This is a genomic window from Fuscovulum ytuae, assembly GCF_029953595.1.
Classification (GTDB): Bacteria; Pseudomonadota; Alphaproteobacteria; order Rhodobacterales; family Rhodobacteraceae; genus Paragemmobacter; species Paragemmobacter ytuae.
Genome location: NZ_CP124535.1, coordinates 1,826,597 through 1,839,806, shown reverse-complemented (window position 1 = coordinate 1,839,806; position 13,210 = coordinate 1,826,597). Strand labels below are relative to the sequence as shown.

Genomic DNA, 13,210 nt, shown 5'->3' with positions numbered 1-13,210 from the left:
CCCGTCAATAGGGCTGGGGATGGACGCGGTGGGCGGCGTCAATCTCGGCCAGCACCTCGTCTGACAGGGTGAGATCGGCGGCCCCAAGGGCTGTGCGCAGCTGGTCGAGGTTGGTCGCGCCGAAGATTGGGATGCAGGGGAAGGGGCGTTGGCGGCAGAAGGCCAGCGCCATCTGCGCCGGGTCAAGCCCGTGGCGCGCGGCGATGCCCAGATAGGCGGCGACGGCTGGAAAGACCTGCGGCGTGACGCGCCCGCCGAGTTGCGGGTTCAGGCTGCGGCGCGACCCGTCGGGGATCACGTCGCCTGCATATTTCCCGGTCAGCAGGCCCGTGGCGAGGGGCGAGAAGGCGAGGAGGGGGACGTTTTCCGCCACCGAAAGTTCGGCCCAATCGCTGTCGAATTGGCGGCAGAGGAGGGAATATTCGTTTTGCACCGATGCCATGCGGGGCAGGCCGTTCACCTCGGCCAGATGGAGCCAGCGGGCGGTGCCCCAGACAGAGTCATTCGACAGCGCGATATGGCGGATTTTCCCGGCGCGGATCAGGTCATCGGCGGTGGTGAGGATGTCGAGCATATGGGCCGTCACCTCGGCCTTGTCGAGCGGGCGGGGGTCGAAACTCCAGATCTGGCGGAAGTGATAGCTGCCGCGATTGGGCCAGTGGAGTTGGTAGAGGTCGATCACATCGGTTTGCAGGCGCTTGAGCGAGGCATCCACCGCTGCGCGCATCGTGGCCCCGGTGATGAGGGCGCCGTCGCGGACGGCCTTTTGCCCTTCGCCGGTGATCTTGGTGGCCAGCACGATCCGGTCGCGCCCGCCACGGGAGGCGAGCCATGTGCCGATGATCTCTTCCGTCCGGCCCACGGTTTCAGCGGCGACGGGATTCACGGGATACATTTCCGCCGTGTCCCAGAAGGTGCAGCCGTGATCGAGCGCCAGGTCCATCTGCGCATGGCCTTCGGCTTCGCTGTTCTGGGTGCCCCATGTCATCGTGCCAAGGCAGAGGGTGGAGACCATGAGATCGGTTTCGCCGAGGCGGATCTGTTTCATCGGTGCTGTCCTTCCGTTCCGGGGGGTAGCCTAGCGGGGGGTGGCGCGGGGGCAAGGGGGTCTTGGCGGGATGTTGGTCAGGATTGAGAACAAAAAGTGAACATGCTAGGGTCTTGGGCATGAGTCTGTCGATCCTGTCCGTTTCTGGGCCGCGCGCGCGCGGGATGGTGCCGATGCCCGGCGGGGCGGCACTGGGTATCGGTCTGGCGCGCGGGCGGGTGCATGAATTTCGCGGCCCGTCACGGGTGGCGCTGGCGGTGCAGGTGATGGCGGAATGTGCGGGGCCTGTGCTGTGGATCACGCCGGGCTGGCAGGCGGAGCGGCTTTATCCCGACGGGGTGGCGGCCTTTGCCGATCCGGCGCGGTTGGTCTGCGCGCGGGCACGACGGGTGGAGGATATCCTCTGGGCGATGGAAGAAGGCCTGCGGTCGGGCGCGGTGCCCCTTGTGGTGGCGGAGATACCCGCCGCGCCGGGGTTGACCCCGGTCAGGCGGCTGCAACTGGCCGCCGAGGCGGGGGCGGAGGCGGCACATCACGCGGGGCGCGGGATCGTGCCTTTGGGCGTGATGCTGACAGGGGGAGAGGAGGGGGCTGCGGGGGTGGAAAGCCGCTGGCGGATGGCCCCCTTGCCGGCGGCATCCTCGCTGCTGGAAGAGCGGGGGGCGGTCTGGCGGCTGGAGCGCGAGCGGGCAAGGGGGGCAGGTCCGGCGGCTTGGGTGCTGCGGCGGGACGGGCGTGGCGCGGCGCTGGAGGCGGCGGCGGGGTGAGCGCCGCCTTGCGCGTGCCGCGCGGGTTCGTTGGCGCTTCTTTGGGGTGATGGGCCGATGGCCCATCCTATGGGGGAAAATCCTGCGGCGTGGTGCAGGGGTTAGCGATGCGGTTTGAGTATTTGGGCCAAGATGAAGGGATCGGTGCGCTGGGGCCTTTGGCGGGGCTAGCGCAGGCGGCGGAAGGTGGGGATCGGGCCGGAATTGTCGAAGAAGGGGACCCCGCCCTCACTCAGGCCGAGGGGGGCGTGCGCGGTAAGGGCTGCGATCTCGGCCAGAACGACCTCGGTGATGAAGGGCAGGTCGAGGGCGCGCGCCTCGCCCGTGCCGATCCAGTGGAGGTGGGACAATTCGTCCGAAGCGGCCGAGAAATCGTCGGGGTCGCCCGCGATGCGATCAGCTTCGATCAGGAAGAAACGCGCGTCGAAGCGGCGGGAACGACCCGGCGGCGTGATGGCGCGGAAGATGAAGCGCAGGGCGGGGGCCTCGGTGGTGGCGGGGCCAAGGGTGAGGCCCGTCTCTTCCTGCAATTCGCGCAGGGCAGCGGTGGCGAGGGCGGCGGGCGAGGGCGCGGGGTCTGGCAGATGCTGTCCGAGCCGGGACAGGCAGGCATCGCCCAGAAGGCCGGGCGTAAGCGGGCGGTGATCGGAGGCGTCCACGCCCCCCCCGGGAAAGACATATTTTGACGGCATGAAGGCCGCGCCCGCGCCGCGCTGGCCCATCAGGACCTGCGGGCCATTGGCCGTGCGACGCAGAAGAACGGTTGTTGCGGCGGGGCGGATCTGCTCTGCCGCTGTTGCCTCGGTCACCGCTTGCCCCCGAACCCGTGCATCCGTTTCGCCCATTGCACCGCCACCAAGGCCCCTTTCAGCCGGGGCAGAAGGTAGAGCGAAAGCGCAACCGTGCCCACCGAAAAGACGGAGGCAAGGATAAGCGGGTCGGGCCGCCATGTGGTGAAGACCCAGAGGATCACGGGGGCCATCAGATGGCCGACGATCAGGATCGTCAGATAGGCGGGACCGTCGTCGGCCCGTTGGTGATGCAGCGCCTCGCCGCAGACGGGGCAGCTTTCCCGGACCTTGAGATAGCCGCGCAGGAGTGGGCCCGCACCACAGCAGGGGCAGCGCCGCCGCCAGCCGCGCAGCATCGCCTGACCGAGAGGGCGGTCTTCGAGAAGATCCTCGCGCAGATCGTCTTGCTGGAAATGTCCGTCGGGCATTGGGGTCACCTTGGGCCGGATTGGGCCGAAGGTGCCTAGCTAGCCCAAAGCGCCACTCTCGGGGGAGGGGACAGATCGCCACAGCGCGGGGACTTTGCAAAAAGTTGCGCGCGGCGGCGACGGAACGCGCGGGGCGCGGCGTTTGACGTTCAGAAGGGCGGCAAAGATGCCTAGGCCCGAAATGAGGAGTGACGAGCGATGACGGCGATGCGCAAGACGATGATGGTTCTGACCTTGGCGGCCCTGACGGGGGCGGCCGTGTCGACGGCGGCCTTGGCCGATCGGGCGGGGGGCGGTATGGGCGGCGGTATGGGGGCGGGTGGTCCCTTGGCGACGCTGGATTTTGCGGTGGCAGATGCGGACAAGGACGGCAAGCTGACGCAGGATGAGATGCAGGCCTATCGTGCGGCCGAGGTTGTGGCGGCGGATGCCGACAAGGATGGCAAGCTGTCGGCGGCGGAACTTGCCACGCTGACCATGGCGCGGATGCAGGCGCGGGCCGAAGCGCAGGCCGCGCAGATGGTTGAGCGGCATGACGCGGATGGCGACGGCTTGCTGACTGTGGCGGAACTGTCGGTGCGTCCCGCGCCGCAGCAGATGTTCGAGCGGCTGGACAGCGATGGCGATGGCGCGCTGAGCGAGGCCGAGATCGAGGCCGGGCGGACCATGATGGCCGAAATGCGGGGGAACCGCGGTGAAGGCCGGGGGCATGGGCGCGACGGTCATGGTGGCTGGAACCGTTGGTTCGGTGGCGATCAGTAACGAATGAAGGGTCCCGCGCGTCGGATCGGGCGCGCGGGATTTGCAGGACAGCGCATGACGAGCTAAGCCCGAGGCAGGATGGACATGCCACGCGACATGCAGGCCGAAGCGATGGCCGCCGCCTCGGATGAGGCGGTGTTGGCACGCTATGCGGCGGGCGATCCGGTCGCGGCGCGGGTTCTGACGGCGCGGTTGGTGCCGCGCGTGCTCGGCTATGCGGCGCGGATGCTGGGCGATGCGGCAGAGGCCGAGGATGTGGCGCAGGAGGCGATGCTGCGGTTGTGGCGGGCGGCCCCCGGCTGGCGGGCTGGGGAGGCGCAGGTATCGACATGGGTCTATCGGGTGGTGACGAATATTTGCACCGACAGGCTGCGCGCGCGAAAGCGCCGTCCGGCTGGGGCGCTGGACGAGGCACCCGAAGTGGCGGATGGCGCGAAGGGCGTCGAGGCCGGGCTGATGGAGGCCGACCGGATGGGGGCCTTGCAGGCGGCGTTGGATGCGCTGCCAGAGCGGCAGAGGCAGGCGGTGGTGCTGCGGCATATCGAGGGGTTGGGAAATCCCGAAATTGCCGCGGTGATGGACATCGGTGTGGAGGCGGTGGAAAGTCTGACCGCCCGCGCCAAACGGGCGCTGACCGCGATCTTGTCGGGGCGGCGCGAGGAGCTGGGCTATGACGATGGGGAATGACGGGATGCGGCCTGAGGATCGGGCGGAAGCCGGGCTGGACGATCTGTTCGCCATGGCGCGGGCGGCGCGGCCCGCACCATCCGAGGCGCTGATGGCGCGGGTTCTGGCCGATGCTTTGGCCGAGCAACCCAAGGCCGTGGTTGCAGCCCCGGGTCCGCGCCAGCGCGGGCCGGGGCTATGGGCGCGGCTGACATGGGCTTTCGGCGGGGCCGGGGCGGTCGCCGGGATGGGAACGGCGGCGGTGACGGGCCTGTTCCTCGGCCTTGTGCAGCCTGCCGGGCTGGCGGGGCTGGATGAGGCGATGTTGGGGGCGCCGCTGGAGACGGTGGAACTGATCCCCGGTATTGACGTGCTGCTGGAGGGGAATTGAGCGATGGTTGATCCGGTGCAAGACATGACCCCACCGCCTGTGCCGCCGCAGAAATCCTTGCGCGGCCTGCGCATCGCGCTGGGGATTTCGGTGGCGTTGAACCTGTTGGTGGTGGGGCTGGTTGTCGGGGCGATCCTGCGCGACGGCGGGCCGCGTGACCGGATGGTCCGCGACCTTGACCTTGGCCCCTTCACCGAGGCGCTGTCGCAGGCTGACCGTGCGGCCATCCGGCGCGACTTTGTCGCGCGCATGCCGAATTTGGGCGAGGTGCGGCGGGCGATGCGGGCGGAATTCGGGGATTTGCTGGTCGTTTTGCGGGCCGAACCGTTCGACCCGGAAGCGATGCGCGCTGTCATGACGGGGCAGCGGGCGCGGATGCAGGAGCGGCTGGATCTTGGGCAGGATCTGCTGTTGGAGCGGTTGACCGCGATGACGCCGGAGGCGCGGCAGGGCTTTGCCGACCGTCTGGAGGAAAGGCTACGGCGAGGGCCGCGCGGGGGCGGGCACGATGAGGGGCGGCCGGGCGGTTAAGCCGCCGAACTGCCCATGATGACGCGGTTTCGGCCTTGGGTCTTGGCCGCGCGGAGGGCGCGGTCTGCGCTTTCCATCGCCTCATCCGGCAGGGTGCCGGGGCGTGCCATGGCAAGGCCGATGGAGATGGAGACCGGCACCGATGCCCCTGCGCCTGCCACTGTCACCGGGCGGTCGCTGATCGCGGCGCAAAGACGTTGCGCCAGCGCCTGCGCCTCGGCCGGGGTGCGGCGAGAGAGTGCGATGAGGAATTCCTCACCCCCGATGCGGGCCAGAAGATCGGCATCCCCCAGTTGCAGCCGCAGGCGAGACGAGACTTCGACCAGCACGGCATCGCCCGTGGCATGACCGTGGCGGTCATTTACCGTCTTGAAGCGGTCGATATCGACGATCATCACCGCGAGGCTGGCAGCGCGGAGTGCGGAATCCACGGCCATTTCCCCCATGCGACGCAGGGCATAGCGGCGGTTGAACAGTCCGGTCAGCGGATCAGTCAGGGCAAGCCGGATATTGTCGCGCAGCGCACTGCGGCGCGAGGCGGCGGCCCGGCCCCGCGCGATAAGGCCGTGCAGGCGATGCGCGATTTCGGCGGGCGTGCTGCCCTGAACGATGGCCTCATCCACCCCAAGGTCATAGGCCATGGCAGCGGCGTCGGGCGTCGCGGCCAGAAGGGCAAGGCCTGCATGGCGATGCGCCGGGGCTGCGCGCAGTTCTGACAAAAGGCGGAGGGCCGAGGCGGTGTGATCTGCGGACCCATTGCCGCCCGTGGCATCGATCAGGAAGGCGTCGGGCTGGGCCGAGGCGTCGGGCAGATCGGCGGCAAGCGCCATTTCACGGTCCCACAGTGCGATCTGATGCGGCAGGAGCGCGGCAAGATCGGTGCGCAACGTTGGGCCTGCTGTCTTGCTGAAATCCGTCAAGGCAATCAGGCCGGGCCAATCGAAGGGGGTGCTTGCCTCTTGCAGGGTGAATTCCGGCGGCGTCGTCGTATCGGTGGGCTCACGCCGCCGCAAAAGGCTGCGAATGCGGGCGAGAAGGAGGTGGTCATCCACCGGTTTCGTCAGCACGTCATCGGCCCCGGCCTCGAATGCGGCGAAGCGGGCGGCGGCAGAGGTGGTGGCGGTATGGACGATCACCGGCAGGTCGCGCGTGGCCGGATCGGCGCGCAGGCTGCGCAAGACATCGCAGCCGTCCATATCGGGAAGGTTGAGGTCAAGCAGCACCAGATCGGGCGCGCTGTCCCGCATCAGGCGCAGGGCAGAACGGCCATCGCCTGCCAACACCGTATCGTGGCAGACAGAGGCAAGGCGCACTTTCAGGACGATGCGGTTGGTCGCCACGTCGTCTACGATCAGAATCCGTGCCGCCATCTTTCGTCCGACCACCCCTCTGTCGGGCACCTGCCCGAGGACGGCCCAGTCTGGTGGAGAAACCATTACCAATTCGTTAAGAAACACTTTCCACACTGAGTTCAAATTTCATGATTCCGTGACAGTGCGGGGGAGGCTGCGATGAAGGTGGAGCGGGCGGAAACGGTGGCCTTGCAGGCGCTGGGATGGTTGGCGGGGCAGGATGAGCTGTTTCCCGTTTTCCTTGGCGCGACAGGGGCCACGGCGGAACAGGTGGCGGCGGCGGCGGGACAGCCTGCTTTTCTTGCGGCGGTGTTGGATTTCCTGTTGCAGGACGATGCGTGGATCGTCGGGTTCTGTGATGGGGCGGGGCTGGAGTACACGGTGCCAATGCAGGCGCGGGCAGCGTTGCCGGGGGGCGCGTTGCCGCATTGGACATAAGCTCTGTGCGATGACGCGGACGTGATTGCATTCCCTTCGGCCTGTGGTCAAAGTCGGGCGCGGATCACGGGAAGGGAAAAGCAATGATCGACGGCGTTATCTTCGACAAGGACGGAACGCTGTTCGATTTTCGGGCCAGTTGGGGGGCATGGGCCGCGCAATTGGTGGAGGTTCTGGCCAGTGAAACGGGTATCTCTGCGGGGGAACTTGGCGCGGCCATCGGTTTTGACCCGGCGGCGCGGCGGTTTGATCCCGACAGCATCGTGATCGCAGGAACGCCGACCGAAATCGCCCGCGATTTGGCGGCAGCCTTGCCGGGTTTTGCGGCAGAGGGCCTTGAAGATCGGTTGAACCGCATGGCCGAGGGCGCGCCGATGCTGCCAGCGGTCGATCTGGCGGCAGTGCTGGGTGCGCTTAGGGCGCGGGGCCTGCGGATCGGGTTGGCGACCAATGACAATGAAGAGGCGGCGCGGGCGCATCTGGCGGCGCATGGGATCACCCATCTTTTCGATTACATCGCGGGGTATGACAGCGGGCATGGTCCGAAACCGGGGCCGGGGATGTGCGCGGCCTTCGCGCGGCAGCAGGGGCTTGACCCGGCGCGGGTGGCGATGGTGGGGGACAGCCGCCATGACCTTGAGGCGGGCCGTCGCGCGGGGATGCGCGCCGTGGCCGTGCTGACCGGGATCGCAGGGGCCGATGAACTGGCCCCGCATGCCGATGTCGTCTTGCCCGATATCGGGCATCTGGGCGGCTGGATCGACGGTCTGAGGGCCTGAGGCGCGCGGCCCATTGCGAAAAACGACATGAATGCGTCGTGGGCAGAGTGTCATTTGCCCATAGCCTTCGTCATCCTGCGCCGGACGGGGTGCAGATGGGTGCCCGACGGAGGATGCGATGAACGAAGAGCCGCGCAAGCGCCGCGCCGGGGGACGGGCAGGAAACAAGCAGCGCGCGGGCACCGCCGTCATCGACCAGATGCCGTGGCGTATTCCGGTAAACCCGGACGCCCCCGTAGAGCCGTTGGATGCCGAGGGCGTGCAGCGCATCCACAAAGGCGCAATGCGGATCCTGAGCGAGATCGGCATCGAATTTCTGAACCCCGACGCCGTGGCGCATCTGAAGCGCGCGGGCTGCAAGGTCACGGGCACCAATGTGAAGATGGACGAGGATTTCGTGATGGAGATGCTGTCGCATGCGCCATCCGAATTCACCATCACGCCGCGCAATCCGGACCGGGAACTGATCATCGGCGGCAAGCATATGGTCTTTGTGAACGTCTCATCCCCGCCCAATGCGTGGGACCTTGAGCGCGGCAAGCGGTCGGGGGACTTTGAAACGTTCAAGGAATTCATGAAGCTGACGCAGTATTTCAACTGCATCCATATCGCGGGTGGCTATCCGGTAGAGCCGATCGATATTCACCCGTCGGTGCGCCATCTGGATTGCCTGTATGAAAAGCTGACGCTGACGGACAAGGTCGTGCATGCCTATTCGCTTGGCGCGGAGCGGGTGGAAGACGTCATGGAAATGACCCGCATCGCGGGCGGCCTGACGGAAGAGGAGTTTCAGGCCAAACCGCGGATGTATACCAACATCAACTCGGTTAGCCCGTTGAAGCATGACTTCCCGATGCTGGACGGGGCGATGCGCCTTGCCAAGCGGGGGCAGCCCGTGGTGGTGACGCCTTTCACGCTGGCAGGGGCGATGGCCCCGGTGACGATGGCGGGAGCGGTGGCCCTGTCCTTGGCCGAGGCCTTGGCGGCGATTGCCCTGTTGCAATATATCGCGCCGGGCTGTCCGGTGGCGATTGGCACTTTTACATCGAATGTGGACATGAAATCGGGCGCGCCCGCCTTTGGGACGCCGGAATATATGCGCGCCACGCAGATGACCGGGCAATTGGTGCGCCATTACAAGCTGCCCATGCGGTCATCGGGCGTTTGCGCGGCGAATATCCCCGATGGGCAAGCGATGTGGGAGACATCAAACAGCCTGTGGGCGGCGGTGCAGTCGCGCACCAACATGGTCTATCACGCGGCCGGGTGGCTTGAAGGCGGGTTGATCGCTAGCCCCGAGAAATTCGTGATGGATTGCGAAGTCCTCCAGATGATCCAGCGCTATTTCGAAGAGGCGACGTTTGCCACGACGGAAGATGACATCGCCTTTGATGCCATCAAGGAAGTGGGGCCGAACGGCCATTACTTCGGCTGCCAGCATACACAGGAACGCTATACCACCGCCTTCTATGCGCCCTTTGTCAGCGATTGGCGCAATTATGAGGCGTGGCAGATCGACGGATCGGTCTGGACGCCGGAGCGGGCGCATCGGATCTATAAGCAGATCCTTGCAGAGTTCGAGGCCCCGGCGATGAACGGCGACGACCAAGAGGAGTTGCGCCGCTTCGTGGCCCGCCGCAAGCAGGAAGGCGGCGCGCCGACGGATTTCTGATCGGCGTTCCGCGCACTCTTCTGCATAGGCCACAGGATTTTTTCTTTGCGTCCAGCGATGTGGCGGCTAGCCTGCTTTTCGGGGAAAAGTCCGCGCAAGTCGGGCTGTGACGGGGGATACCCGCCTTTGGCGGGACGGAGGGGCAATGGACATCCTGACGCTGAGGCGCGGGCTTCTCGCGCTGACGGGGGCGATCGCGGGGCTGTCGCTATGGATGTTGGAGGATGCCGCGTTGCGGGGCGCCCTGACGGTGCGGCTGCATTTGCCCCTTTCGGCATTCGCCGTGGTCTTTTTCGGGGCAGTTCTGGGGATGGCAGGGCCGTTACGGCTGCGGCAGGCGGCGGTCAGCGCGGTGCCGCTGGCCGCGTTGGTGGCGGGGCTGATTGCGCTGGTGGCGCTGCGCTATCCGATGCCGGATGCGGTGCGGATGGAGGGTCTGCACTGGATCGCGGGGTTCCTGATCGCGGTCTTGCCGCTGCCCTATCTGATCGCGCGCGGGGCGACGGGCGGCACGTCTTATCCGGCGCTGTTCACGTCAAGTTGGCAATTGGCGGTGCGCGTGACCGCGGGCTGGATCTTTGTCGGGCTGGTCTGGGCTGTGATCTGGCTGGCTGATGCAGCGCTGGCTTTGGTGGGATTGGGGTTTCTGGATTGGGTGATGCGCGCGGGTGGCCCCTTGGCCGGGATGGCGACGGGGGCCATGCTGGGCGTTGGTGTGGCGGTGGCCTGGGAATTGTCGGATGTCCTGTCGCCCATGGTGATCCTGCGGCTGTTGCGGCTGCTGACGGTGCCTGTGCTGGCGGTGATGATCCTGTTCCTTGTTGCGCTGCCGCTGCGGGGGTTGTCGCAATTGCCGGGCGGGGTGTCTGCGACCGGGGTCCTTTTGGCGCTGGCCATGGCGGCGGCGGGGTTGATTGCGGTGGTGATCGACCAGACGGATGACGAGGCAAGCAGCAACCCACTTCTGCAAATCTCGGCGCGGGTGATGGCGGGGCTGTTGCCGCTGCCTGTGGCCTTGGCAGGCATGGCACTGGCCGAAAGGGTGGGTCAGCATGGCTGGACGCCTGAACGGGTTTTTGCCGCTTTGGCGGTTCTGGCGGGGGCAGGCTATGGGTTGGCCTATCTTGGGGCTGTGCTGCGCGGCGCGGGCTGGGCTGCGCATGTGCGGCAGGCAAACCGGGTGCTGGCCCTGATGGTGGTGGGCTTGGCCGTGCTTTGGCTGACCCCTGTCATAGATGCCGAAGGGATTTCGGCGCGGTCGCAACTCGCGCGCTATGCAGGTGGCGCAGTGGAGGTGCAGGACCTGGACCTTTCCGCCCTTGAACGTTGGGGGCGGTCGGGCGAGGCCGCATTGGTGCAGCTGGAGGAATTGGCGGCAGAGCCTGATCATGCCATGTTGGCGCAGCGGCTGGCCGCACGGGCGGCGGGCGGTGAGGCCGGGGCCTTGGTGATGGCTGACGATGCCGAGGCGCTGCTTGCCAATCTGCGAGAGGTGATGCCCCTGCAACCCGAAGGGGCGACGGCGACGCGTGATCTGCTTTTGCGCGCCATCCCGGCGGTGGAATTGCAAAGTTGGATCGATGCCTGCCGGACGCCGTTGCCGGGAACCGAAAGGGCGGGTTGCGTCTTTGTGGTGGCCGATTTCTGGACGGCAGAGCCGGGGGAGGAGGCGCTGATCCTGCTGCGCGAGCCGCAGGGTTTCGTGCGGTATGAAGGTTTGGGGATGGTGGCAGGCAAGGTGCAGCGCCGATCGGTGGCGGCACTGACGGGGATGCTGCCAGACCGTGCCGCGGGTGAAGCCCTGATCGCGGCTTTGCAGGACGCCCCTGCCGCCCTGACTCCAGTGCCGATGAACCTGTTGGGGGTGGCGGGGGGGCTTTTGCTGCTGCCCTAAGCCTTCGTTCATCCGAATCGAGCAACCTTTGCACCGGGCGACGGGCCCGGATGTGTCGAGGGGGCGATGAACGGGCTGATCAATCGGTCGATCCAGTGCTTTTTGCGCGATGGCTGGGGCGCGGGCGTCTGGGAGGATACGGCACGGGCAGCTGGGGTGTCGGTACAGGGGTTTGAACCCTTACTGCCCTATCCGGCGGAGGTGACGGATCGCCTGCTTGCCGCCGCCGCCACACGGCTGGACCGCGACCGCGGCTGTCTTTTGGAAGATCTGGGAACCTACCTCGTGTCCCATCCCGCACGGGCGGGGGTGCGGCGGCTGTTGCGGTTCGGCGGATCGGACTATCGCGATTTCCTTTGCTCGTTAGAAGATTTGCCTGCGCGGGCGCGGTTGGCCTTGCCCGATCTGGTGCTGCCTGACTTGCGGTTGCGCGAGGCGGCACGTGGCCGTTTCCGGCTTGAGATCGGTCCCGGCATGCCGGGCTTGGCAGAGGTGGCTTTGGGCCTATTGCGGGCCATGGCGGATGATTACGGCGCGCTGGTCACGCTGGGCCTTGCGCGGCGCGGGAAGGATGGCGCGGGGGCGGTGACGATCCGCCTGCTGGATCAGGCCCATGGCGCGGGGCGGGCCTTCAGTTTGGGTCGGGCGGAATGATCGGCGGTGCGATAGGGGGCATCACGGCGGGCGCCTTGGCGCAGTTGATGCCGATGTATGTGGCTGTGGATGGCGCGGGGATCATCCGGTCCTGTGGGCCGACGCTGACGCGCCTTTTGGCGATGGGCGATCCAGCGGGTCGGCTTTTTTCCGACCTGTTCACCCTGCGGCATGGCCCGCCGCTGGCGGCTGTGGCCGATCTTCTGGCGGCGCAGGGCCGGTTGCAGATCGCCTGCCGCGGGCGGGGCGATTTGGCCTTGCGCGGGATCGCGGTGCCCTTGGGCGAGGGGGCGCTGATCAACCTTTCCTTCGGGATCGGGGTGGTGGATGCCGTGCGTCGGCATGACCTGACGGAGGCGGATTTCGCCCCTACCGACCTGACGGTCGAACTGCTTTACCTCTATGAGGCGAAGACGGCGGTGCTGGACGAGTTGCGTGCTCTGAACCACCGCCTGCAGGGCGACAAGGTCGTGGCAGAGGAACAGGCCCTGACCGATACGCTGACAGGACTGAGGAACCGTCGCGCGCTGGACCTTGCGCTGGAGGGTTTGGGGCCGGAGCCTATGGCGGTGGTGCATCTGGACCTTGATCGTTTCAAAGAGGTGAATGATGCGCTGGGCCATGCGGCGGGGGATCATCTTTTGGCCGAGGTGGGGCGCCGTTTGCTGGCCCATAGTCGGCGCGAAGATTTCGTCGCGCGGATCGGGGGGGATGAGTTTGTCATCCTGATGCCGGGGATGGATCGGGACGAGGTGGCGCTGTCACGGGTGGCGACGATCCTTGTCACCTTGGGCGAGGCGGTGGAATGGCGGGGGATCGGGCTTTCGGTCGGCGCCAGCGCCGGGGTGATCCTTTCCGCCATGGCCCCCGGCCTTTCGGGGCCCGACCTTTTGGCGCGGGCCGATGCCATGCTTTATGCGGCCAAGCGAGCGGGGCGTGGGCAGGCCGTGCTGTGGCACCCCGACCTGATCGCAGGGGAAGGGGCTGGCTAGTGTCGGGGGAGCGTCGGAATGGATAAGGGCAGGGCCACGCGGGGC

Annotated in this window: 15 protein-coding genes; 11 read left to right on the top strand and 4 right to left on the bottom strand. The window is 66.9% G+C overall.

Annotation, left to right across the window (positions count from 1 at the left end):
* Positions 1–4 precede the first annotated feature (4 nt).
* On the bottom strand, positions 5–1,048 hold the full coding sequence (locus tag QF092_RS08845; RefSeq protein WP_281469516.1) for an aldo/keto reductase: 1,044 nt from the start codon (positions 1,046–1,048) through the stop codon (positions 5–7).
* A 119-nt stretch (positions 1,049–1,167) separates the two neighbouring features.
* On the opposite strand from QF092_RS08845, the gene QF092_RS08840 reads away from it, so the two are divergent.
* Positions 1,168–1,815, top strand: a complete 648-nt coding sequence (locus QF092_RS08840) for an ImuA family protein (RefSeq protein WP_281469515.1) — start codon at positions 1,168–1,170, stop codon at positions 1,813–1,815.
* A 167-nt stretch (positions 1,816–1,982) separates the two neighbouring features.
* On the opposite strand, the gene QF092_RS08835 is transcribed toward QF092_RS08840, so the two are convergent.
* Positions 1,983–2,660 carry an NUDIX hydrolase gene (locus QF092_RS08835; protein WP_281469513.1) on the bottom strand — a complete coding sequence of 226 codons (678 nt, stop codon included), beginning with the start codon at positions 2,658–2,660 and terminating at the stop codon, positions 1,983–1,985.
* Positions 2,621–3,034 (bottom strand): DUF983 domain-containing protein, encoded by a 414-nt coding sequence (locus tag QF092_RS08830; RefSeq protein ID WP_281469511.1) that lies wholly within the window; start codon positions 3,032–3,034, stop codon positions 2,621–2,623. The genes QF092_RS08835 and QF092_RS08830 overlap by 40 nt, the downstream gene beginning before the upstream one ends.
* A gap of 198 nt (positions 3,035–3,232) precedes the next feature.
* Here QF092_RS08830 and QF092_RS08825 point away from each other — a divergent pair, with 198 nt between their 5' ends.
* The 4 genes from QF092_RS08825 to QF092_RS08810 all read left to right on the top strand — a co-directional run bounded on the left by QF092_RS08825 (position 3,233) and on the right by QF092_RS08810 (position 5,384).
* Complete coding sequence (locus tag QF092_RS08825; protein WP_281469509.1) at positions 3,233–3,796, top strand: EF-hand domain-containing protein; 564 nt, start codon at positions 3,233–3,235, stop codon at positions 3,794–3,796.
* A gap of 84 nt (positions 3,797–3,880) precedes the next feature.
* Entirely contained in the window at positions 3,881–4,483 is a 603-nt protein-coding gene (locus QF092_RS08820) for an RNA polymerase sigma factor (protein WP_420026518.1), read from the top strand.
* On the top strand, positions 4,467–4,853 hold the full coding sequence (locus QF092_RS08815; RefSeq protein WP_281469505.1) for a dihydroorotate dehydrogenase: 387 nt from the start codon (positions 4,467–4,469) through the stop codon (positions 4,851–4,853). The genes QF092_RS08820 and QF092_RS08815 overlap by 17 nt, the downstream gene beginning before the upstream one ends.
* Positions 4,854–4,856: 3 nt before the next feature.
* Positions 4,857–5,384, top strand: a complete 528-nt coding sequence (locus QF092_RS08810) for a periplasmic heavy metal sensor (RefSeq protein ID WP_281469503.1) — start codon at positions 4,857–4,859, stop codon at positions 5,382–5,384.
* Here the strand turns inward: QF092_RS08810 and QF092_RS08805 are convergent.
* On the bottom strand, positions 5,381–6,754 hold the full coding sequence (locus QF092_RS08805; protein ID WP_281469500.1) for a diguanylate cyclase domain-containing protein: 1,374 nt from the start codon (positions 6,752–6,754) through the stop codon (positions 5,381–5,383). The two genes, QF092_RS08810 and QF092_RS08805, sit on opposite strands and share 4 nt — an antisense overlap.
* A 141-nt stretch (positions 6,755–6,895) precedes the next feature.
* On the opposite strand from QF092_RS08805, the gene QF092_RS08800 reads away from it, so the two are divergent.
* The 6 genes from QF092_RS08800 (at position 6,896) to QF092_RS08775 (ending at position 13,165) form a co-directional block, all read left to right on the top strand.
* Positions 6,896–7,174 carry a DUF3572 domain-containing protein gene (locus QF092_RS08800; protein WP_281469498.1) on the top strand — a complete coding sequence of 93 codons (279 nt, stop codon included), beginning with the start codon at positions 6,896–6,898 and terminating at the stop codon, positions 7,172–7,174.
* Positions 7,175–7,257: 83 nt separating this feature from the next.
* The gene (locus tag QF092_RS08795; protein ID WP_281469497.1) at positions 7,258–7,953 is read left to right on the top strand and encodes an HAD family hydrolase; all 696 of its coding nucleotides are present in this window, start codon (positions 7,258–7,260) and stop codon (positions 7,951–7,953) included.
* Between the two features lie 118 nt (positions 7,954–8,071).
* The gene (locus QF092_RS08790; RefSeq protein ID WP_281469495.1) at positions 8,072–9,625 is read left to right on the top strand and encodes a trimethylamine methyltransferase family protein; all 1,554 of its coding nucleotides are present in this window, start codon (positions 8,072–8,074) and stop codon (positions 9,623–9,625) included.
* Positions 9,626–9,770: 145 nt separating this feature from the next.
* Positions 9,771–11,519 carry a DUF4153 domain-containing protein gene (locus tag QF092_RS08785; RefSeq protein ID WP_281469493.1) on the top strand — a complete coding sequence of 583 codons (1,749 nt, stop codon included), beginning with the start codon at positions 9,771–9,773 and terminating at the stop codon, positions 11,517–11,519.
* A gap of 66 nt (positions 11,520–11,585) precedes the next feature.
* Positions 11,586–12,173, top strand: coding sequence for a heme NO-binding domain-containing protein (locus tag QF092_RS08780; protein ID WP_281469491.1), 588 nt, complete (start codon positions 11,586–11,588; stop codon positions 12,171–12,173).
* The gene (locus QF092_RS08775; RefSeq protein ID WP_281469490.1) at positions 12,170–13,165 is read left to right on the top strand and encodes a GGDEF domain-containing protein; all 996 of its coding nucleotides are present in this window, start codon (positions 12,170–12,172) and stop codon (positions 13,163–13,165) included. The genes QF092_RS08780 and QF092_RS08775 overlap by 4 nt, the downstream gene beginning before the upstream one ends.
* Positions 13,166–13,210: the final 45 nt, after the last annotated feature.

What these genes read in the sequence shown, in the direction of transcription:
- QF092_RS08835 (WP_281469513.1), bottom strand. Translation starts at nt 2,660, where the DNA reads ATGGGCGAAACGGATGCACGGGTTCGGGGGCAAGCGGTGACCGAGGCA.
- QF092_RS08780 (WP_281469491.1), top strand. Translation starts at nt 11,586, where the DNA reads ATGAACGGGCTGATCAATCGGTCGATCCAGTGCTTTTTGCGCGATGGC.
- QF092_RS08775 (WP_281469490.1), top strand. Translation starts at nt 12,170, where the DNA reads ATGATCGGCGGTGCGATAGGGGGCATCACGGCGGGCGCCTTGGCGCAG.
- QF092_RS08825 (WP_281469509.1), top strand. Translation starts at nt 3,233, where the DNA reads ATGACGGCGATGCGCAAGACGATGATGGTTCTGACCTTGGCGGCCCTG.
- QF092_RS08830 (WP_281469511.1), bottom strand. Translation starts at nt 3,034, where the DNA reads ATGCCCGACGGACATTTCCAGCAAGACGATCTGCGCGAGGATCTTCTC.
- QF092_RS08840 (WP_281469515.1), top strand. Translation starts at nt 1,168, where the DNA reads ATGAGTCTGTCGATCCTGTCCGTTTCTGGGCCGCGCGCGCGCGGGATG.
- QF092_RS08845 (WP_281469516.1), bottom strand. Translation starts at nt 1,048, where the DNA reads ATGAAACAGATCCGCCTCGGCGAAACCGATCTCATGGTCTCCACCCTC.
- QF092_RS08810 (WP_281469503.1), top strand. Translation starts at nt 4,857, where the DNA reads ATGGTTGATCCGGTGCAAGACATGACCCCACCGCCTGTGCCGCCGCAG.
- QF092_RS08815 (WP_281469505.1), top strand. Translation starts at nt 4,467, where the DNA reads ATGACGATGGGGAATGACGGGATGCGGCCTGAGGATCGGGCGGAAGCC.
- QF092_RS08800 (WP_281469498.1), top strand. Translation starts at nt 6,896, where the DNA reads ATGAAGGTGGAGCGGGCGGAAACGGTGGCCTTGCAGGCGCTGGGATGG.
- QF092_RS08795 (WP_281469497.1), top strand. Translation starts at nt 7,258, where the DNA reads ATGATCGACGGCGTTATCTTCGACAAGGACGGAACGCTGTTCGATTTT.
- QF092_RS08785 (WP_281469493.1), top strand. Translation starts at nt 9,771, where the DNA reads ATGGACATCCTGACGCTGAGGCGCGGGCTTCTCGCGCTGACGGGGGCG.
- QF092_RS08820 (WP_420026518.1), top strand. Translation starts at nt 3,881, where the DNA reads ATGCCACGCGACATGCAGGCCGAAGCGATGGCCGCCGCCTCGGATGAG.
- QF092_RS08805 (WP_281469500.1), bottom strand. Translation starts at nt 6,754, where the DNA reads ATGGCGGCACGGATTCTGATCGTAGACGACGTGGCGACCAACCGCATC.
- QF092_RS08790 (WP_281469495.1), top strand. Translation starts at nt 8,072, where the DNA reads ATGAACGAAGAGCCGCGCAAGCGCCGCGCCGGGGGACGGGCAGGAAAC.